The following is a 22,383-nucleotide window of genomic DNA, read 5'->3' on the forward strand; positions in this document are numbered from 1 at the left end:
TATTCGTTGAGGAAAATGGCTATTGCCTTAGGAAAATATTTATAAATGTTTTGTTATTTTGATTTGTTTTGGATTTTAATTTCTTGCGCAAGGGTAACCTAAGCAAGAGGTGAAAGACTGTGACAGAAGAATTTGTTCCGAAACGAGTTTTCTTCGAACCTAAGGCTCTTGAATATCCATTAGGTAAGACTTTGGTAGAGAGCTTTCGTGCCTTGCAGATTCCTGTGACCCCCACATCATCTCACAACAGAGTCACAGGAATACCCGGAAACAACCCGGCTCAAGCCTATCGCGAAGCTAAAGGGACTTTAGTGATAGGCGTAAGGCGAAGTGAAAAATTCCAAACCTGTAAACCGTCGGCTCATTACCAATTGCCTTTAGTGACAAGTTGTCCTGGAATGTGCGAGTATTGCTATTTGGCAACGACCTTAGGAAAGAAACCATACGTTCGGGTTTATGTGAATATTGAAGAAATTTTAGAGATTGCTTCGAAGCTAATAGGTGAGCGTTCACCGGAAATTACCTATTTTGAAGGTGCGGCAACGTCTGATCCTATCCCAGTTGAAAGATATACCGGAGCTCTGAAAAAGACGATTAATTATTTTGGCCGTGAACGATATGGACGATTTCGCTTTGTAACGAAATTTACGGATGTGGATTCCTTGCTGTCCGCCAGTCACGAAGGCCATACACGCTTTCGTTTCAGCCTGAACTGTGATTATGTGGTGAACAGATTTGAACATTTAACTCCTTCCCCTGAAAAACGGATTGTTGCCTCAGGAAAAGTACTCAATGCGGGTTATCCCTTGGGGTTTATATTCGCGCCTATTTTTCGCTTCCCTGGCTGGGAAGCGGAATATCAGCATTTGCTGGAGAGAACGGCAGAGGAATTAACACGGCTGGCACCCCAGGGGTGGTCTTCCGAGCAGCTAACCCTTGAGTTTATTTCCCATCGCTATACTTTAAAAGCCAAAGCGAATATTCAAGAGATTTTCCCGAATTCTTTATTGCCAATGGTCGAAGAGGACCGAAAGTTTAAATATGGTCAGTTTGGTTATGGGAAATATATCTATCCTCCTGAAGAATTAGAAGAGTTAAAAGAATTCTTTGCAGAACAAGTAAAGACTTATTTTTCATTAGCTAAGGTGGAGTATTTTATATAAAGAAACCTTGGCTGGCGCCTGATAATATAAGAAAACGCCCACCCATAAAGGTGAGCGAACTTTGCGCCGCAGGGACGACGAACATAAATAATTAGATTGTTTTGCCATACTTTATTCCTCTCCGAATCCCCAAGGCAGCTTTAGCTGAACGAGTTTACTGACCGGAATTAGCAGAGGTATTCGTAGAGTCGTCAATGAGAAGAACGAAGACTTCAATAGGGCCATGAACTCCGATGGAAAGATCCATTTCAATATCCGAAGTTCGGCTGGGACCTGTAATAAATTCCAGCGCAGACGGCGGATTTTCTAAAGCGGAAACTTCGGCGAGGACTTCAGCGATGGTATTTCTGAGCTTCGATGTTTCGATAAAGGTCAGGTGGCGGGGAGGGAGCAAGCTGACCGCCCGTCCTCTCTGAGGATTACTGCAGGTAACGATAGAGCCAGAAAGAGCAACCCCCCAGTCTGCACCTGTTACACCGAGCTCGGCTTGAGCAGTTAATTGGTGGCGGTCTTGAGGGGATGGAGCTCCTTGAGAATAGCGGGTAAGCGGCCAATTCAAACTGGAAAAGGCAGATTCACCAATGGCGGGGAGCAAGTTCCAGCTGACAATCGATTGTTGATTAGCTTGATCAAAGGAAAGATTGCCGAACCATTCCTGCAGATAATGGATAGCTTCATCGGGTGATTTCACAACAGCACCCTTGCCGCCGAGGGCTTGCCAATTGTCAAGAAAGATTGATGCCCGCTCTTGGTCGGAGACTTGGTAAGAAGGAACATCGAAAGCTACCGGTTCCGGTGCTGAATCAGGGGTGGATCGTCCGAGTTTTGATGCCAGGAGACTGATAAAATCGTTGGTATTGGTCATTGCTCTCACCTCATCTTACTCTTTGGAATCGGGAGTGGGGGTTATTCCTCTGTTTTTTGCTTCTGCCCATAAGTACATAAAGGATTTGGGGGCTAACTTGGGCAAGGTCTTGCTTTTGGTCCAATTAGAAAGAGGGGGAGGACCGCTGACAATCCGGTCATGCTGGACGAAGGGGAACTGAAAACGTGCCCCCAGGCGAAGTGCATGGCGCAAGGTTTTTTCATGGGTAAACATATAGCGATAGGCATGGAAAATTGTTTTTTCGATGGAAGGAGTATGCCCTGTCATGGTTTTGCGCGCTCTTAGTTTAACGAGCAGATCGTGAAGAGGAATGCGCACAGGACAGGCTTCGCTGCAGGCACCGCAAAGGGAAGAAAAGTAAGGGAGATGCCCCCACTTTTCCCAATCATTTTCCAGCAAAGGTGTAATGACAGAGCCTATTGGTCCGGAATAGACAGAACCATAGGCGTGGCCTCCAATTTGGCGATAGACGGGGCAGACGTTAAAGCAGGCTCCGCAGCGGATACATTTTAAGGACTGGCGGAAAGTGGGATCACCAAGTATTTCAGAACGGTTATGATCTAAAATGACCAGATGAAATTCTTCAGACCCATCAGGTTCCGTTGTTTGCTTAGGAGGTGTAAGAATCGTGGTGTAACTGGAAAGCCGTTGTCCCGTGGCACTCCGGCCAAGAAGGTTGAGCAGGACGCTGAGTTCTCGAAAAGAAGGAACGATGCGCTCCATCCCCATAAGGGTAATTTGGACGCGAGGGAGTGTACTCACCATTCGACCATTTCCTTCATTGGTTACCATCGCTATACTGCCGGTTTCAGCTACGGCAAAATTACAACCTGTGATTCCAATATCGCCTTGTAAAAACTTTTGACGCATTTCCTGACGCACGAAACGAGTTAGGGTGGGGGTATCCGAACTCAATGGATGTCCGGCTAGGGGTTCGAAGATTTCGGCAACTTGCTGGCGAGTTTTATGCATAGCGGGAACAATGATATGGGATGGGACTTCCCCGGCAACTTGCAGTATGTACTCTCCTAAATCCGTTTCGACGACATTGATGTCATCCTTTTCCAAGACTTTATTCAGGTGGATCTCTTCCGAAACCATAGACTTAGATTTTATGATGGTTTTAGCGCCGTGATCCTGGGCGATTTTACGGACAATTTCTACCGCTTCTGAAGGAGTTTGGGCAAGATGGACATGCCCTCCGTTTTTTTCGACTTGAGTTACCAGCTGTTTTAGATAATAGTCCAAATTAGCAATAACATGGCTGCGAATGGTATCACCGGCCAGCCGCCATTTTTCCCAATCCCCCAGTTCGTCAACGGCATGGTATTTGTTGTTGCGCAGACGATCTGTGGCACGACGAGTAGCTTTGCGCAGAAAGTCGTTGGTTAGGGCCTTATCGACTCTTTTATCGACGATGGAATTATATGAGGACATTACTTCATTCCCTCCCCAAGTAACTGAATTATATGCATGGTTTTAATTGGTTTGTTAATTTTCTCCAGGTAACCGGAAATATTCATCAGGCAGCCCATATCAAGACCGAGCAGTAAGTCAGCTCCTGATTCTAAAACATGTTCCGCTTTTTCAGCGACCATGGCTTCGGAAATTTTGGGCATCTTGACAGAAAAGGTTCCGCCAAACCCGCAGCATAACTGAGACTCGGGCAAAGGAATAAGTTCAAGATCGTGTACATGTTCAATAAGGGTTAGGGGAGCATCTTTAATTCCTAAAAGCCGAGTGGCATGACAGGAAGGGTGATAAGTGGCTTTGGCCTTATATTTGGTCCCTAAATCAGGTTTTTGCAGAACATCAACAATAAATTGAGTAAACTCATAGCTTTTGTGAATCAGGTCTTTGGCTTTGGCGAGATAGACGGGATCGTTTTCAAATAAGAATGGGTAATAGTGATGGATCATGGCTATACAAGACCCGCTGGGGCCAACAACGACTTCGCTTTTCTCGAAGGCATTAATAGTGGTTCGTGCTACTTCCCGAGCATCATCGAAATAACCGGAATTAAAGGCGATTTGCCCACAGCAGGCCTGCCCTTCGGGCACATCTACCGTAAGCCCCAGATAAGTGAGGATTTTTGCCATGGTCATATCGATGTCCGGATAAAGGGCATTCGCCAGGCAAGTGGCAAAGAGGGAAACTTTCATAACAGACCATCCCTTCGTTAAGACTGTTAACGATTAATTATGAAGTTAGTATTTCCTAACAAGGAAGGTTTTGATGCGGGAAAGACAATTCGCTTAGAATTTATAGCACGAAAGAGTGAATTTGTTCAAAAATAAAACTGCGGGTTCTCAAGAGAATCCGCAGTTTTTAAGAAGGAGTTGACTGCCCTAGGAAGGGGGGCGTGGGAAACAAAATTTTCACACGGCCTCTATGATTGAATAAAAGAAAGCCCAGGCATTTCGTTAAGCTTTTTACCTTGCTTAAACTTTAAACTAAAGAACTTAATATTGAACAGGTAAATGTAGAGTCTCAATCAATGGATTCTAACCTAGAATAGGGACATTCGGTTCAGCATACCAAATCGAAATGACGGTAACTGATCCTGTACTTTGCGTAATATTAAGGACTTTAACCCAACTATTGTCTTCAAACCATTGATTAATCTCTTTTTCAAGAATACGAGTATCTGGAGAAGTAAAAATTTTTACGTTCATTTCTCTCGTGTTCGTCCTTTCAATCAAATTCTATAGATAGACTTAAATTAATCATACGTTAGCAAGAAGGAATGTCAAGTCGAATCGAAATTATAAGTTTTATAAAGTTCTGAAAAATCTATTTATTTTTAAGAACAAATATGGTATCATTATCCCATTAATGAATGAATATTCATTCAAGAAGAATTTACAGAGGGGCGTTTAATTATTATGAGTTTGCAGCGAGAGGGAAAATATGAACGTATCCTTGATGCTGCAATTACAGCTATTGCAGAATCAGGTTTTTATCATTGTCAAGTTTCTAAGATTGCCCGATTAGCGGGAGTTGCCGACGGTACGATCTATCTATATTTCAAAAGCAAGGAAGACATACTTATTCAGCTGTTTCAATCCCGTATGGGTGATTTTATCGCCGTGATCCGCAATAAACTTGCCCAGTGTGGGACGACAGAGGAACGTTTAAGAACAATTGTTGAAACTCATTTTTCGAACATGGAACATAATCGTTCCTTGGCAATAGTCACTCAATTAGAGCTAAGACAGCCCAACTTGAGTATTCGCAGAGCCATTAATGGCCCCTTATTGGATTACTTTAAGCTAATCGAGGAGGTGATCCTGCTAGGTATAGAACATGGGGAAATTCCTAATGTCGATATTTGGGTAGCTCGTCAAATGATCTTCGGCTCCTTGGATGAAGCCACTACCGATTGGGTATTGGCTCGTCACCCTCGGACTTTAGTAAGTGGGGTTGAACCGATGTTGGCGTTGTTTGAGGGTGCTTTGAGGTTAAGAAAAACGGAAGAAAAAAGACAGCTTATCCCGGATGAGAAACGAGAGGAGGATGAAAATGCAAATTCGTAAAGTAGCGGTATTGGGATCAGGTGTCATGGGGAGCACTATCGCCGCTCATCTGGCAAATGCCGGAATTCCAAGTCTTTTGTTGGATATTGTCCCAGCCAAACTGTCTGCTAAAGATGAAGCGGCAGGTTTAACCCTAGAGGATCGAAGGGTTCGGAACAGTATCGCAGAAACCAATAAGAATAATTTAATGAAGATGAATCCCGCCCCCTTATTCGTTCCTGAGTTTGCAGAACGGATTGAAGTTGGGAACATAAGTGACGACTTAGATCGTTTGAGTGAAGTAGATTGGGTCATTGAAGTTGTCGTTGAACGCCTTGATATTAAGGTGGAGCTTTTTAAGAAAGTGGCGGCTCATGTTCGACCTGGAACTATCGTAAGTTCTAACACATCAGGGATCTCATTAAAAGCTATGGTGGAGGGACTTCCTGAGAGCTTCACAAAGTATTTCCTAGGAACCCACTTTTTTAACCCTCCGCGCTATATGAAACTCTTAGAGATAATACCTGGGCCCAATACAGATCCGGAGATTGTTTCCTATTTATCTGAATTTGGAGAGCGGGTTTTGGGTAAAGGAGTCATTCTGGCGAAAGATACTCCTAATTTTATTGCTAACCGGATTGGTGTTTTCGGTCTCGTCGTTACCCTCAAAGAGATGTTGCGCTCAGGGTTATCAATTGATGAGGTTGATGCCCTAACGGGTCCTGTCATGGGCCGGCCCAAAAGCGCCTCTTTCCGGACGGTTGACCTCGTTGGCTTAGATACGTTTATGCATACAGCCAATACTGTTGCCCAAGGGGTGCCTGCGGAAAAAGATGATTTCCAGCTTCCCGAGTTTATGCACACGATGCTGCAAAATGGATGGCTCGGTGACAAAACCAAACAAGGTTTCTATAAGAAAACGAAAGGGCCTCAAGGCAAAGTGGTGGAAGTCCTCGATCCTCAGACAATGACTTATGTTGCCCAGAAAAAAGTGAAGTTTGCTTCTTTAGAAAAAGCTAAAGCAGCGGGAAGTCTCAAGGATAAAATTCGTACTCTTGTCAGTGGCGATGACGCTGGAGCTCAGTTCTCCTGGAACATTCTTAAGGCCGTTTTAATTTATGCGGCGAATAGGCTCGGAGAGATCGCCGACGATATTACAGCCATTGATGAAGGCTTGTGCTGGGGCTTCAATTGGAAGATGGGACCTTTCGAAATCTGGGATGCTCTTGGCGTAAAGGCTGCAGCGGATCGGATTGTCGCAGAAGGAGGAAATCTTCCGCCCGTTGTTCAAGAGTTACTGGCTAAAGGCCTCAACAGCTTCTATCAGAAGAATGAATCGGGAGAGACCGCGTTTTACAATAACGGAGAATACTGCCCGAAATCTGTCAGCCCTCATGCCTTTTCACTCAAACAAGCTCATAAAGCCGGAAAGGTTATCCTCAGCAATCCCGGAGCGAGTCTGGTTGATCTTGGAGACGGCGTAGCCTGCTTGGAGTTCCATTCTCCCAATAACTCCATTGGTGCCGATATTGTCACCATGATCCAAAAGTCACTCGTTGAAGTGGAAAAAAACTATCTTGGGATGGTGATTGGCAATCAAGGTAAGAACTTCTGTGTTGGTGCTAATTTAATGTTAATTCTTCTCGAGGCCGAAGAAGAAAATTGGGATGAAATTGATCTTATGATTCGAGCTTTGCAGAATACAACACTGGCTATGAAATACGCTAAAAAACCCATTGTGGCCTCACCTTTTGGCATGACTCTCGGCGGCGGAGCAGAAATCTGTCTGCATTCCCATGCTATACAAGCCTCAGCAGAAACCTACATGGGCTTGGTTGAACTTGGAGTCGGCTTGATACCTGGCGGCGGAGGAACGAAGGAGATGGCCGTGCGAGCGATGGAAGGAGTTCTGCCTGGAGTTCAGGTAGCTCCAGATTACTTCTTTGCCAAACGATTCGAAACCATTGCCACAGCTCAAGTCTCCACAAGTGCTGAAAAAGCTCGGCAATTAGGATTCCTGCGTGATCACGATCGTTACAGCATGAACCCGGACCACATTATCATGGATGCCAAAGCCCGAGTTATCGACTTAGCCAACAACTTCAGACCGAAATTGCCGGCAAAGGTTAAAGCAGGCGGTCCCGGAGTCCGGGCCACTTTAGAATTGGGCTTGTATGGTATGAGACAAGGAAATTACATTTCAGACTATGATCAATACCTTGGTAAAAAACTGGCGTATGCCTTGACCGGGGGAGATCGTCCGGCAGGAATACTTGTGGATGAGCAATATCTCTTGGATTTGGAACGCGAGGCCTTCTTGAGCTTAGTGGGTGAACCTAAAACCCAAGACCGGATTCGCCACATGCTCTCGAAAGGCAAGCCATTACGGAATTAGGGGGGAGAAGCATGCAACAAGCCTTTATTATTGAAGCGAAGCGGACAGCTATCGGCAAATCATCCCGGGGCTCTTTGGCTCAAGTACGTCCAGATGACCTGGGAGCCTATGTCATTCAAGACGTTCTTAAAGGAGTTCCAGCTTTAAACGCTGCCGACATCGACGATTGTGTCATCGGATGTTCTTTTCCGGAAGCAGAACAAGGGATGAACATGGCCAGAATCATAGCTTTGCGGGCAGGACTTCCTATCGATGTACCTGGAGTTACCATCAACCGGTTCTGTTCCTCAGGACTTCAAGCAATTTCCATGGCAGCAGACCGCATACGTTTAGGGGAAGCCGATGTCATGCTTGCCGGCGGTGCAGAGAGCATGTCTTTGGTTCCCATGGGTGGGGGAAAACCTGCCCCTAATCCCTACATGATTGCCAATCTTCCGGAAGTCTACGTATCCATGGGAATTACCGCCGAGAATGTTGCTCGAAAGTATGAAATTTCAAGGGAAGAGCAAGATGCTTTTGCGGTTCAAAGTCATCAAAAAGCTTATGCTGCCCAAAGCAGCGGCCGTTTTGATGATGAAATTGTACCGGTTCCCCTGCCGACCTGGGGCAAACCGGGGGAAAAATGGTTCAGTAAAGACGAAGGGATTCGTCCGGAGACCACGCCGGAATCTTTAGCAAAGCTTAAACCTGCTTTTAAGCTGGGAGGAACCGTCACGGCAGGGAACTCATCCCAGACAAGTGACGGAGCTGCCATCACACTGCTGGCTTCCGAAAGCAAAGTCCTTTCTTTAGGTGCCAAACCAAAAGCCGTTTGGCGCGGATTTGCCGTTGCCGGGGTGGAACCGGACTTGATGGGTATCGGGCCAATCAAAGCTATTCCTAAAGTGTTAAAGCAGGTGGGACTTACTTTGGATCAAATCGATCTCTTTGAATTGAATGAAGCATTTGCCTCACAGTCCTTAGCAATTATTAAGACTTTAGAGATAGATATTAATAAAGTCAATGTCAACGGAGGAGCAATTGCCTTTGGTCATCCTCTCGGTTGTACTGGGGCGAAACTCACCGCTACACTCTTGCATGAAATGGAAAAACGCAAGCTTAAATATGGCATGGTAACAATGTGTATCGGCGGAGGAATGGGTGCTGCAGGAGTGTATGAACTTCTCTAATCTAAATTATCCGTATATAACCAAAGGTTATATTTTCCGAAAGTACAAGAAAGAATCGTACTTTCTATGTCTTAAGTTTCAAAACCCTTAGATCGGAGTTTGATGTTCGAGTTTGGGAGCTGGAACTTTGAACATCTTCGTCAACTGCGATGAGGCGTGGTCTTGATCCCAAAGGGTATGGAAAGGCGATTCTTGCTTGAATATTTTGAAGCTTGGCAACAGGTCTTAACGTTATAGTCTAAGATCATAGACATTTAGAATTTTGACAACTAGGTTCGAGTGGATGTTTTACTTAGATTGTCATAGAAACAAAGAAATTAAGCCATGAAAGAGGGGGATAAGATATGGATTTAGAATTACGCGGTGGGGGATTTTTGTTAACTGAAGTAAAGCCGGACCAAATTTTTATCCGTGAACAGTTAAATGAAGATCATATGCAACTGAAACGTATGACGCATAATTTTATGGTCAAAGAAGTTGTTCCTAAGATGGAAGAAATCGAAGCCCAAGCTGAAGGTGTCATTAAGGGATTTATGCGCCAGGCAGGAGAATTGGGCTTGCTGGGGTTAGAGATTCCTGAAGAATTTAGTGGTTTAAGTATGGATAAGGCTGCAACGGTTGTTGTTGGGGAAGAAGTCCCCCGTGGCGGCTCCTTTGCTGTTTCTTATGCAGCTCATACAGGCATCGGAACCTTGCCAATCGTTTATTTCGGGACCCCTGAACAGAAGGCCAAATACCTTCCGGGACTGGCAACGGGTCAAACCTTTGCCGCCTATTGTTTAACCGAGCCGGGTTCAGGTTCAGATGCTTTAGGGGCAAAGACTACTGCGGTACTTAATGCGGAGGGTACCCATTATATTCTTAATGGAACGAAGCAATTTATTACCAATGCAGGTTTTGCCGATATCTACCTGGTTTATGCTAAAGTAGACGGAAAGTTAACGAACTTTATTGTCGAACGAGGCTATCCGGGTGTATCGTTAGGACCTGAAGAGAAGAAAATGGGGATCAAAGGATCTTCCACCCGTCAAGTCATCCTGGAAGATGTCATGGTGCCGGTGGAGAATGTCGTCGGAGAACTTGGACGTGGTCATGTCGTCGCCTTTAATATCCTGAATGTAGGGCGATTCAAATTGGCCGCGGGCAATCTCGGAAGTGCTTCTGTAGTGTTGGAGACTGCGTTAAAATATGCTTCTGAGCGCAAACAATTTGGCGTTCCTCTAAATTCTTTTGGAGCGATTCAACATAAGATTGCCGAAATCGCAGCTAAAACATATATGGCTGAAAGTGTCGTTTATCGTACATCCGGGCTGATGGAGTACGGGTTCCACGGACTTGATTTAACAGGTGATTGCCGTAAGGAAGCCGGAAAGGCTTTGGAAGAATACGCCATTGAATGTTCTCTTAATAAAGTTTACGCCTCAGAGGTCTTGGATTTTGCGGTAGACGAAGGGGTTCAAATTCATGGAGGATATGGCTATATTCAAGAATATCCGATTGAGCGCATGTATCGTGATTCGAGAATCAACCGGCTTTTTGAAGGAACCAATGAGATTAACCGCCTGTTGGTTCCCGCAACGCTGCTTAAACGAGCCATGACAGGAGAGCTGCCCTTACTGCAAGCGGCTCAGTCCGTGAGTAAAGATTTAATGACCAGCGGATTAAGCGGTGAAGCGGAAGGCCTGGACGGCTTGTATCAATTAGTGCAGAAAGCCAAAAAATTGTGCCTGATGGTTGCCGGATTAGCAGCCCAAAATTTAGGGGTTGCTATCAAAGATAATCAATTTGTCTTAATGGGTATGGCTGAAATGGTACTTCAAGTTTATGCAATGGAGAGTGCCGTATTAAGGGCCCTTAAAGTTCGGGATCTTGACGTTTCTGCCGCTCATAAAACATTTACGGAAAAGGCTGCCACCCTGGGTACCTTTGAAGCCTTTAATATTCTTGAGCAACAAGCTAAAGAAGTGGTTTGCGCAGTGGAAAAAGGAGATTCCCTTAGTACCGTTTTGGCCGGTGTGCGAAAACTTGTTCGCCGGCCAACACTGGATATAATCGGGCTGAGGCAGGAGATTGCTCGTTATGTTATTGAAAAAGAGAGTTATCCGACGTCCTGAGGATCACCTTGCTTTCGCACCGGGATGGAGAATTAAGCCTTAGAAAAAAATAAGGAATAGGCCATCGTCAAAAATGACATGGCCTATTCGCGCATGTATCTTAAGCGTAGTCAATGTTGCTTTGGTATCTCCGAAAAAAACAAGAGGGGAGATTAACTTCATGAAGACAAATAAGGGATCTTCCAATGGGACTAACAATGTTGGATTAGGCAGGTATATACTAAAGACGCAAATATTTGTTGTTCCTTCAGACTCACTCTTGGGGCTAGGAATCATCTACTTAATAGGGCTTAGTGGTATAAAAGCTGTTTTAACGTTTTTATGTTTTTTAAGTGCGGGAATTTTAATTGGAATTCTTGCTTCCTTAAAAAACTATTATTTTTTTCTTAAGCCAATCTATAAGATGGAAGAGTGCATAATACAAGTCGCAAGGGGTAATCTGACTCAAAGAATCGATATTTCCGAGAAAAGCGATGTAGCCGAATTGGGAAAAGCATTCAATCATATGATGGAAAACTTCGCAGGAATTATTATTAAAATTAGAGAAATGGCCAACACATGGGTCATTTCCTCAGAAGAACTTTCATCGAGTTCAGAAGAGGTTACGGCAACAAACAGTGAGGTTGCTGATCATATGAGCCTGATGGCTGCCAAGGCTAAAAATCAATCGCAAACTATGCTTCAGATGAAACAAATGATAAGAGAGCTGGCAGGTTCTGCACAAATGATTGTGGAAGATTCAAAGGCTCTTTCTGTAGAAGCTATAAAATCAGATGAAAATTCAAAAGAAGGTTTGGTCAAACTTTCAGAAATTGCAGCTCTAATGGAGAAAACCAGTCATTCTGTTAACAAGTCTATGAAGAGGATTGAAGACTTGGCTGAACAATCAAATCAAATCGGATCTATTGCCGAGACAATAGCTCAGGTAGCCCAGCAAACTAATTTATTGGCATTAAACGCAGCCATTGAAGCTGCCAGAGCCGGTGAGCACGGAAAGGGTTTTGCTGTGGTTGCCGATGAAATCCGTAAACTGGCAGAAAATGTGGCCGCATCCACAAGCCAAGTGACTCAGTTAATTGTAACTATTCAGCAGAATATTGACGATTCGGTTAAAGGAATGATGCAAGCAGATTTAATCGTCAAAGAAAGCGTTACATCCATTAAACAGGCGGAGGACACTTTATCAATTGTTACTCAAGCAACAAATGTTGTTTCAGCAAACATTTCTGATATCGCTTCATCAAGCGGTCAAACTCTTGGAAGTATGGAAGAAATGATTAGCTATGTTGAAAATGTTACAAAAATATCCGAAGAGGCAGCTGCAACAGCCCAAACGATGGAAGTATCGGCAACGGAAGTTGCTTCTACAATGCAAATAGTAGCAGTTGCCGCTCAATCATTGGCCCAGAATGCTAATCAACTTCTTCAAGAGGTGGAACGCTTTAATATTTAACGGGGTCCACTCCCATTTACAAGAAGTGGGAGTCTCATGATAGGATGAAATAGCTTAGATGCAATGGTTGGATCAAGTTGATAAGAGACTTGTTGCCCTTCAAATGGCAGCAAGTCTTTATTATTCGGTATGAACTAACGGTTTCTGCCTTACGGGCTTTGTATTAAATCATGGGAATTGAAATAAATGGGTGATTTATTTATCGCCGATAAAATGTTAAGAATTTTATATAAATCTTAAAATCAAATTCACAATAACCACACCTTTTTTGCTGGAAATTCTTATATACTTTCATTATGATAGTTCCACATGGTTAATGATAGGGATATAAGAAGCAACTAGGAGAAAGTGGGGGGATTTTCGATGTTTTTCATATTTATTTTAATTTGCCTAATCGCTTATTTTTCATATCATCACGATAAGCATGGCTGCCTGCCTTATCAAGGGAATAACAGGACCCAAAATGCGCTCGACATTCTTCGTGAACGCTATGCCCGTGGTGAAATAAATTCAGAGGAATTTAACGAACGTAAGAAAATATTAGAGGAAGGAGTTATACGAAAATGATGCATGGCAGTAATTTTATGCGTGGGTATGGTTACGGGATGATGTACAATTCTCCAAATGGGTGGATGGCTTTAATTTCTCTAGGTTTACATCTTCTCTTTTTTATCATTTTAGTTCTTTTAGCAGTTTTCTTTCTGCGTCGTCATGGGGGTAAAATGGTATTACTTAAGAAACAAAATGACCCTGCCTTAAAGATTCTCCGAGAGCGTTATGCCTTGGGAGAAATAGATTCCGAAGAATATCAACTCAGATACCATGATTTAACGAATTAGCGGTTAACCAAAATATAAACATTTAGTTGAAAGATAGAATTATCATAATAAAGTAGACTTCTCCAAATAAGGGGCGTAGCAAATTGCTGCTGCCCCTTTATTGAATTGTAACTTGAAATATCATCGAGCGACTATATCATGCATTTTAAAGTACGTGGTTTCCTCCGAAATTATGAATATTTTAAAATTTGATATTGTCGCCGCTGTAAATCTCGTCTATGATAAGAGAAGGGTTAGCTTCTTGCCGAAAGGCTGAAACTAATAGAGTTGATAGAACAAAAATAATTAGTAGAGAGTGTGTCGGGATTAATGATGGAACAATGTTCATCTTTGGGAAAAACGGCTCTATTAATAGCCATGGCTGAAGGGGAGCTTATTGATACGTATGCTGCCTCTGCAAGAGATAAAGGATTTGCAGTAACTTACGGCAAAGTAGGTTCAATGGATATTCAGAAGATCATTGCCGCCATCGAAACCGCGGCCAGGCGTGAAGGACTGGTGGATGAACGCTATCGCTCTCAGCATGCACTCTATCATGCTATCTTGGATGCCTTGCAAGGTCTGGGACGCGGTCAGATACAACTGGGTAATGTCTTGCGAACGGTTGGGTTGCGCTTTTCTATCGTTATTGGACCTCGAACGCTTAAAGATACTGATGATTTATGGCTTGCAGTTGGGATGTATGGGATGATCGGAGCGCCGATCAAAGGACATGAACATGAGGTTTGTGGGCTGGGTATCAATCATTTATAGTTAATCTATCAATACTGTATGAAATCATGGAAATTGCAATAGAATAGGGTATGCTCAGAGATGTTAGATGACAGAGGGCTAAGCTGAAGACGAAAGTTTTCAGTTTAATCCTCTTTTTCGTTGCTCTTAATTAGGAGGAATTTAGATGAGTAAAATCGCAGAAACACAAATTGAAGTTGCCTTAGACGGAGAATCTCTGACCTTAGAGCAAGTGGCTGCAGTAGCAAGACATGGTGCCAGGGCGGTTTTAACGCCAAATGCTAAAAACAAGGTTCTTAAATCACGAGAGTTTGTGGAACAGCTGATTAATGATAATAAATCTGTTTACGGAATTACAACAGGCTTTGGAATGTTCAGCAATGTGGTTATTTCAACGGATGATGCCAAAAAGCTGCAAAGAAACCTGATTATGAGCCATTCCACAGGAGTGGGAGACCCCCTGCCGGCAGAAGTAGTGAGAGCAATTTTGCTTTTGCGTGCTAATGCTCTTGCCAAAGGGTATTCGGGAATTCGCTTAAAAACGTTAGAAACACTGCTAGAGGTATTAAATGCTGGGATAATTCCGGTTATTCCCGAAAAAGGCTCTTTAGGGGCAAGCGGAGATCTCGCTCCGCTCTCGCACATGGTTTTAGTTCTTCTTGGTGAGGGCGAAGCATTTTATCAGGGACGGCGCATGAAAGGAAAGGAAGCCCTGGATCTGGCCGGAATTAAGAAAGTGGCTTTAGAAGGAAAAGAAGGACTTGCCCTGATTAATGGAACTCAAATTATGACAGCTATTGCTGCTTTGGCTGTTCAGGATGCGGAGATACTTTGTCATTCCGCTAACATTACGGGTGCCTTGTCGTTAGAAGCTCTTGAAGGAATACTAGATGCTTTTGATCCTAAAATACATGCGGTTCGTCCTCACCGGGGGCAAATAGAAACAGCAGAAAAAATTCGTACACTCACGGCCGGAAGTACCTATGTTGCCGGGGAGCCGCGGCCTCGTGTTCAAGATGCTTATGCCTTGCGCTGTATTGCGCAAGTTCACGGCCCTTCGCAAGACGCTTTGGAATATGTCAAGAGGGTCGTAGAAACTGAAATTAATTCAGCAACGGATAATCCTTTAATATTTCCCGAGCAGGGAGACGTATTTTCGGGAGGGAATTTTCACGGCCAACCTATTGCTTTAGCTATGGATTTTCTGGGGATTGCTGTGGCAGAACTGGCCAATATTGCGGAGAGACGCTTAGAACGTTTAGTGAATCCCAATTTAAGTGGATTACCGGCATTTCTAACACCGGATGGCGGGTTGAATTCAGGATTTATGATTGTACAGTATGCTGCTGCTTCTCTAGTGTCTGAAAATAAAATTTTGGCCCATCCGGCCAGTGTCGATTCTATACCGTCTTCAGCCAATCAGGAAGATCATGTCAGTATGGGGACAATTGCTGCCCGTAAGGCCCGCAGTATTATCGAAAATGCGGCGAATGTTTTGGCAATGGAATTATTAGCAGCTTGTCAGGGCATTGATTTAAGAAGGAGAGCCGGGGAACTTCGCTTAGGTAAGGGCAGCCAAGGGGCATATAAGCTTCTTCGCTCCAGCGTAAGCACTCTTCACGAGGACCGAATTATGTATCCGGATGTTCAACAGGCCAAAGACTTAGTTTCTTCAGGTAAACTTGTGGCTGCAGTCGAAGCTTGTCTCAATGAATAACCATGCCTTTTAGTGTGAATAAAAAAGGAGTTCGAGCCGAAAAGGAGAATTTAATAAGATGATTAAATTATTGTTGAGGAGGAAAACCACATGATTGTTGCACGAGAAAAAGACGCTCTGAGAAATAAACTCGAGGGCGACACAGTAAAGAATGTTTATAAAAAAGTCCTGGTATCTCCCAAAGAAGGTTGGGAAGGATACGTCATGCGGCTTTTTGATCTGGAAGCTGAGGGTTATACGCCTAAACACAGCCACCCTTGGCCTCATATAAATTATGTTGTCAGAGGGAAAGGAATTCTCCATCTCGATGGGGTAGATCATGAAGTAGAGGCAGGTTCTTACGCTTATGTGCCTGATAATGCAGTTCATCAATTCTCCAATCGAGGAGAAGAACTGTTTTCTATGATTTGTATTGTTCCGGAAGAAGGGGATAAGTAAGAATACTTTTGCAATAATAGGGAATTATTTTTTATAGAGGATTACGATTCATGTTCAGGAATATGGGCATGAATCTTTTTCTCCTTGACATATAGAATAGGGGGGTATACTATATTGGCAAGAGGTGATTCGATGAATAGTGATGAAAAGCAGGGGCATTCGTGTCCCGATTGTTACAACGCTAAGGGAACTTCCGGAGAACGGTTGAGCCATCATGATGATAAAACGATAAAAGAACTTGTGACTCGGATGAATCGCATCGAAGGTCAAATCCGGGGAATTAAAGGGATGATCGAACGGCACGTATATTGTGACGATGTCCTTAACCAAATTTCTTCGGCTCAATCGGCGTTAGATGGAGCAGCACGTTTGCTTTTGGAAAAACATATGAAATCTTGTGTCAAAGAACAATTGCAAAACGGAGAAACCGAGGTCGTCGATGAGGTCTTAAAGACGATTTTTCGTATGATTCGCTAAGAACTTTAGGTGGCGAAAGGAGGGATTAATTTGAATGAAGAGGGTATTCGTAAAGAGATAACCATCGGAGTTTATGGTATGTCCTGTCAGCATTGTGTCAATCATGTCACCAAATTATTGTCGTCATTGCCGACGGTAGATCAGGTCAAGGTTTCATTGGAAGATTCAAAAGCGAGTTTTGTTGGTGATCCATCTCAGATAGATATGGATGCTCTGCGTCATGAAATTGAAGATGCCGGGTATTCCTTGGAAAAACCTGTTGACGAGACGGCGGAGGCAGCAGAATCATCGGGTTCAATTGAACCTCAGATAGCTGGCATTAGTCCTGATGAAGCAAGCGGCTCAAAGATTATTCCTCTTGAATCAATTTCTTTAACCCCCGAGGAGACAAAGCAACAATTTAAGATTAGCGGTATGACCTGTGCAAATTGTGCTTTAACCATTGAAAAAGGCCTTAAAAACATGCCGGGTGTCAGTTCTGCGGCTGTCAATTTTGCATCGGAGAAGCTGACGGTATCTATTGACCCTAATCTTGTTCAAGAAGAAACAATCTTAGCCAAGATCAAAGACCTCGGCTATGGTGCTCAAAGTGAAGATGCAGGCAAACAACAATTTAAGGTAACCGGCATGACCTGTGCGAACTGTGCCCTGGCCATTGAGAAGAAACTTAAGGGTACCGAAGGGGTTCAAAAAGCTTCAGTCAATTTTGCAAATGAGACGGTTAGTGTTGAATTTGATCCCGGTGTTGTCACAATGGGGGAAATTTTTCAGCAGGTGCGTGATGCTGGATATACTCCTCTGGAGACTAAGGATGAGAACCAGGATGATCGTATAGCAATTCAACAGCGCAATTGGCTTATATTCAGTGCTGTCCTCTCTCTGCCGATTATGCCGCTGATGTATCTTCACATGACTAGACCTTTAATGTATTTAATTCTTGCTTTGGCTACAATTGTTCAATTTACTGCGGGTTGGACCTTCTACCGGGGAGCCTATCACGCTTTGAAAAATCGCTCGGCTAATATGGATGTGTTAGTAGCCCTTGGGATCACCGCTTCTTATGGCTATAGTTTAATGACAACGCTGCATATGTTTTTCCCTGTCTTGTTCTTTAAGGGACCTAATTTCTTTGATACTTCTGCCTTGCTGATCACGTTTGTGCGTTTTGGCAAGTACCTGGAAGCAAAGGCCAAAGGCCGTGCGGGACAAGCCCTAAAACGTTTGCTGGAGCTGCAGGCGGATAGAGCGCGTTTGCTGATCAATGGAGAAGAAAAAGAAGTAGCCGCTTCTGACTTGAAAATTGGCGATATTGTCTTCGTCAAATCAGGTGAAAGAATCCCAGTGGATGGTGAAATTGTGGAAGGTCAAGGAAGTATTGACGAAGCAATGTTAACCGGGGAATCTATTCCGGTTGATAAGGGGGTCGGCGATGCTGTCATTGGAGCAACCATAAACCGTTCCGGGAGCATTAAAGTAAAGACTACAAAGACGGGACAAGATACTGTTCTTTCCGGAATCATTAAAATGGTTGAGGATGCTCAAGGAGTTAAGCCTCCGATTCAGCGTTTGGCTGATACCATCTCAAACTACTTTGTTCCCGCGGTGGTTTCCATATCCCTCATAACATTTATAATCTGGTATTTTGGTTTGCACAGGACGTTTGTTTTCGCTTTCACGGCTGCTATTGCGGTTTTGGTCGTTGCTTGCCCTTGTGCCTTAGGCTTAGCAACCCCGACTGCCATTATGGTGGGCAGCGGAGTCGGCTTAAACCGCGGGATATTATTCAAATCTGCGGCTGTCCTCGAAGGAATTGCTCATTTGCAAGCCATTGGATTTGATAAAACCGGTACCTTAACTAAAGGAACTCCCGAAGTGACGGATATTATTCCTTTTGCTAATTATACGAAACAAGAGCTATTAAGCATTGCTGCTGCAGGTGAACATCCCTCAATTCATCCTTTGGCCCAAGCTGTTGTCACAGCGGCTAAACAAGAACAGTTGAACATTGAGGAGGTCTCTGATTACCATGAAGAGGCGGGTTACGGAGTTTCATGCCTGCTCAGCGGACAACAACTGTTCATCGGCAACCTTAAACTGATGAATAAATATCAGGTAGATGTGGGAGATGCACAAAGTGATTTTCAACGTTTGGCTGATCTTGGACGTACAACGAGTTTTATCGCTTTAGGCGGTAGTGTGATTGGTTTAATTGCTCTGGCGGATGTGGTTAAAGAAAGCACGAAAGAGGCTCTTGCCAGACTGCATCGTCTCGGTTTGAAGACCTTTATGATTACCGGTGACAATAATAAGGTGGCCCAAGTTGTTGGCGAGCAAGTGGGGATTGGTGAGGTTATTTCCGAAATCCTGCCCCAGGATAAAATCAATATTATTAAACGTTATCAAGATCAAGGGTTCAAGGTGGCGATGGTGGGAGACGGAATTAACGATGCTCCGGCTCTGGCTCAATCGGATGTGGGGATTGCCATTGGCTCGGGAACGGATGTTGCTAAGGAAACCGGCGACGTGGTTTTGGTCCGCAATGATCTTCTGGATGTAGAACGGGCTATTCGCTTAGGAAGAAAAACCCTTAGCAAGATTAAACAAAATCTGTTTTGGGCTTTAATTTATAATACTATCGGAATTCCCATTGCAGCCGGAGTTCTTTATCCCTTAACAGGGCAGCTTTTGCCTCCGGAGTGGGCAGGTCTGGCTATGGCCTTTTCATCGGTCTCTGTTGTAACCAGTTCACTGTTGCTGAGACGGTATGATAAATCGCTCATGAACTAAGTGTGGCCGTTTTGGTTTGCCAAAACCTTAAGTGTTAATTTTTCTCACAAGGGCATATTAGGTTTTCCTTTGTGAGAACGTATAAACGTAGAAGATACTTTATGAAGTTATGGAGGTGAAACATAATGAGCCAAACCATTCTGAAAGTTGAAGGTATGACTTGCAATCATTGCAAAATGAGAACTGAAAAAGCGTTGCAAGCAGTTAGTGGAGTTGAAAGCGTTAAGGTCGATCTTGAAGCTAAAGAAGCGGTTATTACGGGAAGCGCGGATCGTGCCAGTCTTGTAAAAGCTGTTCAAGACGCAGGGTATACCGTGGTTGAATAAAGCAAATCTTATAATGATTTTTCTTTCGGGGGAGTATCACTCAGGCTTTTTGAAGTTGAGTGGACTCCCCTCTTTCCTTTTGGTTTGTATGAGAACTCCATGTAATTAAGGAAACTAAAGTATGCCAATTAAAAATAACCGAGCGCAAAGTCTCGGTTATCGGAGTGAACTCGTTCAGCTACAGCTGAACCTGAACCTCGGGGCTTCGGTGACGAAAGTGTCCTGTGGACAGTTTGCCGAAAGCGCCCAGCCAATAATAAATGCTATCGCGCTGAAGGATGGACTCTAACCCCACTACAACCCCAAAATCACTTCTATAGCTGCCCTTTTAAGCCGATACTTTCAGCCACACTTTGCATCCCTTTAATAGTCTCTCCAATAATATAGTCGAGTTCCATGCTCAACATATTTGCGCCCTGCTCAATGACTTCTCGGTTAACTCCGGCAGCAAAGCTCTTCTGTTTCCATTTCTTTTTAACGGATTTCACTTCAAGATCGAGAATGCTTTTGCTTGGCCGCAAGAGAGCAGTGGCTGCGATGAGGCCTGTTAGTTCATCAATGGTGTATAATACTTTTTCCATGGTATGAATAGGTTCAACATTGCTGCATAACCCCCAGCCGTGACTTTGAACCGCATGGATATAGTCTTCAGGCAGGTTGTGTTCTGTCAGTATTTCGTGTGCTTTCAAGCAGTGTTGTTCAGGGTACATTTCATAATCAATGTCGTGCAGCAACCCAATGATGCCCCATTTTTCCTTATCAGGTTCACCAAGAAGGCCGGCAAAATGCAGCATAACAGCTTCAACGGACAGGGCGTGGATAATCAGGCTGTCACTCTTATTATATTTTCTTAAAAGATCATAGGCTTGTTCTCTGGTTGGTCTTGTCTGTTCCACGATAGATGCCTCTTTTCCCTTAGTGTTTAAAAAAATACTAAACGTTTCTCCCTTTTATGTCAACCTTGTCTCTAAGCAGTTTTTCGTTGATGTTTGAAAGGGATGTGATTATAATGGGAACATAAGTTCTGTTAAATGCAAATAGGTGTACTGCTCAACCTCCATAAACAGGCGGTGTTATTACTATGGCGAAACAATATATTTTTCATATCGATGCTAATTCTGCTTACCTTTCCTGGGAAGCCTCATATCGGCTTCAGAAGGGGGAATCCCTGGATTTGCGGACAGTTCCGGCAGTTGTTGGGGGCGACCCAAGCACTCGACATGGCATCGTACTTACAAAGTCGATTCCTGCTAAAAAGTTTAACATTCAAACGGGTGAAACTCTTTACTCGGCGTGTCAAAAGTGCCCGGAGTTAATTATTGTCCGCCCCAATTATACTCTATATCGCCAGTGCAGTGATGCTATGGTTGAGATACTCCAAGAGTATAGTCCTTTTATTCAGCGGTTTTCCGTTGACGAATGTTTTTTGGATTTTTCCGGAATGGATCTGCGCTTCCAGGACCCCCTAAAAACGGCCTTCGAGATCAAAGAACGAATAAAAAATGAGCTGGGGTTCACTGTGAACATTGGAATCTCCACCAATAAACTATTGGCTAAAATGGCTGGAGAACTTAAAAAACCGGATATGGTTCATACCATCTTTCCTGAAGAAGTACCCCAAAAAATGTGGCCTCTGCCGGTTGAGGAACTTTTTATGGTTGGAAGAGCGACTTCTAAAAAGCTTCGATCTCGGGGAATTCGAACGATTGGGGAATTGGCCAACTTTGACCTAAGGCTTCTTAAGCTGTTTCTTAAATCCCATGGGGTTTTAATCTGGAATTATGCCAATGGCCTTGATTATTCTCCTGTTCGACCGGGTGGTTCTATTGAAGTGAAAGGTATGGGCAATTCTACAACCATTCCCTTCGATGTAGAGGATCGGAGGAATGCTCATCTTGTCCTTCTTTCGCTCACTGAATCTGTAAGTGCCCGGCTGCGCCAGGCTAATTTATTAGGACGATTAGTATCCATATCGTTTCGAACCCATGAATTTTATAGTTGTTCCCACCAGCAAAAACTTTTTAATGCTACGGATTGTACTGATGAACTCTGGGAAATAGCCTGTAAACTTTTCGATGAATTATGGGATAACCAACCCCTTAGACATGTGGGACTGCGTGTATCCGAACTTTGCCAAAATGACTTTTATCAAACCGCTTTATTTGGGAAGAATTTTGCTAAACGGCGTAAGGTAGACAGTACCGTTGATGTCATCAGAGAGAAATTTGGGTCCGCTGCGATTTTTAGATCAGCTTTTCTGCACAGCGGGCTTCATTCAATAACCGGCGGTGTCATTGAAAATGAGGATTATCCTATGATGACAAGTCTTTTATAAAGGAAAAAATTGTCCTTAGCTATAAGGAGGGATTTCC

The 22,383-nt window shown here is 43.7% G+C and carries 20 protein-coding genes; 15 read left to right on the forward strand and 5 right to left on the reverse strand.

The window, feature by feature from the left end:
- Positions 1-119: 119 nt before the first annotated feature.
- Entirely contained in the window at positions 120-1,163 is a 1,044-nt protein-coding gene (gene splB, locus DESACI_RS10565; protein ID WP_014827184.1) for a spore photoproduct lyase, read from the forward strand.
- A gap of 154 nt (positions 1,164-1,317) precedes the next feature.
- Here splB and DESACI_RS10570 read toward each other — a convergent pair whose 3' ends face one another.
- From DESACI_RS10570 to DESACI_RS24785, 4 genes are all read right to left on the reverse strand, one after another.
- Positions 1,318-2,028, reverse strand: a complete 711-nt coding sequence (locus tag DESACI_RS10570) for a LutC/YkgG family protein (RefSeq protein ID WP_014827185.1) — start codon at positions 2,026-2,028, stop codon at positions 1,318-1,320.
- Between the two features lie 15 nt (positions 2,029-2,043).
- Entirely contained in the window at positions 2,044-3,486 is a 1,443-nt protein-coding gene (locus DESACI_RS10575) for a LutB/LldF family L-lactate oxidation iron-sulfur protein (protein ID WP_014827186.1), read from the reverse strand.
- The gene (locus tag DESACI_RS10580) at positions 3,486-4,211 is read right to left on the reverse strand and encodes a (Fe-S)-binding protein (RefSeq protein ID WP_014827187.1); all 726 of its coding nucleotides are present in this window, start codon (positions 4,209-4,211) and stop codon (positions 3,486-3,488) included. The genes DESACI_RS10575 and DESACI_RS10580 overlap by 1 nt, the downstream gene beginning before the upstream one ends.
- Before the next feature lie 342 nt (positions 4,212-4,553).
- Positions 4,554-4,724 (reverse strand): hypothetical protein, encoded by a 171-nt coding sequence (locus tag DESACI_RS24785; RefSeq protein WP_014827188.1) that lies wholly within the window; start codon positions 4,722-4,724, stop codon positions 4,554-4,556.
- A gap of 210 nt (positions 4,725-4,934) precedes the next feature.
- Here DESACI_RS24785 and fadR point away from each other — a divergent pair, with 210 nt between their 5' ends.
- The 13 genes from fadR to DESACI_RS10645 all read left to right on the forward strand — a co-directional run bounded on the left by fadR (position 4,935) and on the right by DESACI_RS10645 (position 20,011).
- Positions 4,935-5,585, forward strand: a complete 651-nt coding sequence (gene fadR / locus DESACI_RS10585; protein WP_014827189.1) for a fatty acid metabolism transcriptional regulator FadR — start codon at positions 4,935-4,937, stop codon at positions 5,583-5,585.
- Complete coding sequence (locus tag DESACI_RS10590; protein WP_014827190.1) at positions 5,572-7,959, forward strand: 3-hydroxyacyl-CoA dehydrogenase/enoyl-CoA hydratase family protein; 2,388 nt, start codon at positions 5,572-5,574, stop codon at positions 7,957-7,959. The genes fadR and DESACI_RS10590 overlap by 14 nt, the downstream gene beginning before the upstream one ends.
- A gap of 11 nt (positions 7,960-7,970) precedes the next feature.
- Entirely contained in the window at positions 7,971-9,128 is a 1,158-nt protein-coding gene (locus DESACI_RS10595; RefSeq protein ID WP_014827191.1) for a thiolase family protein, read from the forward strand.
- A 344-nt stretch (positions 9,129-9,472) separates the two neighbouring features.
- Positions 9,473-11,242, forward strand: coding sequence for an acyl-CoA dehydrogenase family protein (locus DESACI_RS10600; protein WP_014827192.1), 1,770 nt, complete (start codon positions 9,473-9,475; stop codon positions 11,240-11,242).
- Between the two features lie 160 nt (positions 11,243-11,402).
- Positions 11,403-12,695: a methyl-accepting chemotaxis protein gene (locus tag DESACI_RS10605; protein WP_148271292.1), complete on the forward strand. Its 1,293-nt coding sequence runs from the start codon at positions 11,403-11,405 to the stop codon at positions 12,693-12,695.
- A gap of 363 nt (positions 12,696-13,058) precedes the next feature.
- On the forward strand, positions 13,059-13,262 hold the full coding sequence (locus DESACI_RS10610; RefSeq protein WP_014827194.1) for an SHOCT domain-containing protein: 204 nt from the start codon (positions 13,059-13,061) through the stop codon (positions 13,260-13,262).
- Complete coding sequence (locus DESACI_RS10615; protein WP_014827195.1) at positions 13,259-13,534, forward strand: SHOCT domain-containing protein; 276 nt, start codon at positions 13,259-13,261, stop codon at positions 13,532-13,534. Before DESACI_RS10610 ends, DESACI_RS10615 begins: the two co-directional genes overlap by 4 nt.
- A 312-nt stretch (positions 13,535-13,846) precedes the next feature.
- Entirely contained in the window at positions 13,847-14,287 is a 441-nt protein-coding gene (gene hutP, locus DESACI_RS10620) for a histidine utilization transcription antiterminator HutP (protein ID WP_014827196.1), read from the forward strand.
- Between the two features lie 145 nt (positions 14,288-14,432).
- The gene (hutH, locus tag DESACI_RS10625) at positions 14,433-15,983 is read left to right on the forward strand and encodes a histidine ammonia-lyase (RefSeq protein WP_014827197.1); all 1,551 of its coding nucleotides are present in this window, start codon (positions 14,433-14,435) and stop codon (positions 15,981-15,983) included.
- A 90-nt stretch (positions 15,984-16,073) separates the two neighbouring features.
- The gene (locus DESACI_RS10630; RefSeq protein ID WP_014827198.1) at positions 16,074-16,421 is read left to right on the forward strand and encodes a cupin domain-containing protein; all 348 of its coding nucleotides are present in this window, start codon (positions 16,074-16,076) and stop codon (positions 16,419-16,421) included.
- 132 nt (positions 16,422-16,553) lie between these two features.
- On the forward strand, positions 16,554-16,898 hold the full coding sequence (locus tag DESACI_RS10635) for a metal-sensitive transcriptional regulator (protein ID WP_041276048.1): 345 nt from the start codon (positions 16,554-16,556) through the stop codon (positions 16,896-16,898).
- Positions 16,899-16,976: 78 nt separating this feature from the next.
- Positions 16,977-19,685 carry a heavy metal translocating P-type ATPase gene (locus DESACI_RS10640; RefSeq protein WP_242833184.1) on the forward strand — a complete coding sequence of 903 codons (2,709 nt, stop codon included), beginning with the start codon at positions 16,977-16,979 and terminating at the stop codon, positions 19,683-19,685.
- Between the two features lie 125 nt (positions 19,686-19,810).
- Positions 19,811-20,011 carry a CopZ family metallochaperone gene (locus DESACI_RS10645; protein ID WP_014827201.1) on the forward strand — a complete coding sequence of 67 codons (201 nt, stop codon included), beginning with the start codon at positions 19,811-19,813 and terminating at the stop codon, positions 20,009-20,011.
- Positions 20,012-20,325: 314 nt separating this feature from the next.
- Here DESACI_RS10645 and DESACI_RS10650 read toward each other — a convergent pair whose 3' ends face one another.
- Positions 20,326-20,907, reverse strand: a complete 582-nt coding sequence (locus DESACI_RS10650; protein WP_014827203.1) for an HDIG domain-containing metalloprotein — start codon at positions 20,905-20,907, stop codon at positions 20,326-20,328.
- Positions 20,908-21,092: 185 nt separating this feature from the next.
- Between DESACI_RS10650 and DESACI_RS10655 the strand changes: the two genes are divergently transcribed.
- Positions 21,093-22,346, forward strand: coding sequence for a Y-family DNA polymerase (locus DESACI_RS10655; protein WP_014827204.1), 1,254 nt, complete (start codon positions 21,093-21,095; stop codon positions 22,344-22,346).
- The last annotated feature ends 37 nt before the right edge of the window (positions 22,347-22,383 follow it).

The sequence above is a fragment of the Desulfosporosinus acidiphilus SJ4 genome (assembly GCF_000255115.2).
In the GTDB taxonomy this organism is placed as follows: domain Bacteria; phylum Bacillota; class Desulfitobacteriia; order Desulfitobacteriales; family Desulfitobacteriaceae; genus Desulfosporosinus; species Desulfosporosinus acidiphilus.

Excerpts from the sequence above, each read along its gene's own strand:
- DESACI_RS10570 (WP_014827185.1), bottom strand. The coding sequence starts at position 2,028 with ATGACCAATACCAACGATTTTATCAGTCTCCTGGCATCAAAACTCGGA.
- DESACI_RS10575 (WP_014827186.1), bottom strand. The coding sequence starts at position 3,486 with ATGTCCTCATATAATTCCATCGTCGATAAAAGAGTCGATAAGGCCCTA.
- DESACI_RS10580 (WP_014827187.1), bottom strand. The coding sequence starts at position 4,211 with ATGAAAGTTTCCCTCTTTGCCACTTGCCTGGCGAATGCCCTTTATCCG.
- DESACI_RS24785 (WP_014827188.1), bottom strand. The coding sequence starts at position 4,724 with ATGAACGTAAAAATTTTTACTTCTCCAGATACTCGTATTCTTGAAAAA.
- fadR (WP_014827189.1), top strand. The coding sequence starts at position 4,935 with ATGAGTTTGCAGCGAGAGGGAAAATATGAACGTATCCTTGATGCTGCA.
- DESACI_RS10590 (WP_014827190.1), top strand. The coding sequence starts at position 5,572 with ATGCAAATTCGTAAAGTAGCGGTATTGGGATCAGGTGTCATGGGGAGC.
- DESACI_RS10595 (WP_014827191.1), top strand. The coding sequence starts at position 7,971 with ATGCAACAAGCCTTTATTATTGAAGCGAAGCGGACAGCTATCGGCAAA.
- DESACI_RS10600 (WP_014827192.1), top strand. The coding sequence starts at position 9,473 with ATGGATTTAGAATTACGCGGTGGGGGATTTTTGTTAACTGAAGTAAAG.
- DESACI_RS10605 (WP_148271292.1), top strand. The coding sequence starts at position 11,403 with ATGAAGACAAATAAGGGATCTTCCAATGGGACTAACAATGTTGGATTA.
- DESACI_RS10610 (WP_014827194.1), top strand. The coding sequence starts at position 13,059 with ATGTTTTTCATATTTATTTTAATTTGCCTAATCGCTTATTTTTCATAT.
- DESACI_RS10615 (WP_014827195.1), top strand. The coding sequence starts at position 13,259 with ATGATGCATGGCAGTAATTTTATGCGTGGGTATGGTTACGGGATGATG.
- hutP (WP_014827196.1), top strand. The coding sequence starts at position 13,847 with ATGGAACAATGTTCATCTTTGGGAAAAACGGCTCTATTAATAGCCATG.
- hutH (WP_014827197.1), top strand. The coding sequence starts at position 14,433 with ATGAGTAAAATCGCAGAAACACAAATTGAAGTTGCCTTAGACGGAGAA.
- DESACI_RS10630 (WP_014827198.1), top strand. The coding sequence starts at position 16,074 with ATGATTGTTGCACGAGAAAAAGACGCTCTGAGAAATAAACTCGAGGGC.
- DESACI_RS10635 (WP_041276048.1), top strand. The coding sequence starts at position 16,554 with ATGAATAGTGATGAAAAGCAGGGGCATTCGTGTCCCGATTGTTACAAC.
- DESACI_RS10640 (WP_242833184.1), top strand. The coding sequence starts at position 16,977 with ATGTCCTGTCAGCATTGTGTCAATCATGTCACCAAATTATTGTCGTCA.
- DESACI_RS10645 (WP_014827201.1), top strand. The coding sequence starts at position 19,811 with ATGAGCCAAACCATTCTGAAAGTTGAAGGTATGACTTGCAATCATTGC.
- DESACI_RS10655 (WP_014827204.1), top strand. The coding sequence starts at position 21,093 with ATGGCGAAACAATATATTTTTCATATCGATGCTAATTCTGCTTACCTT.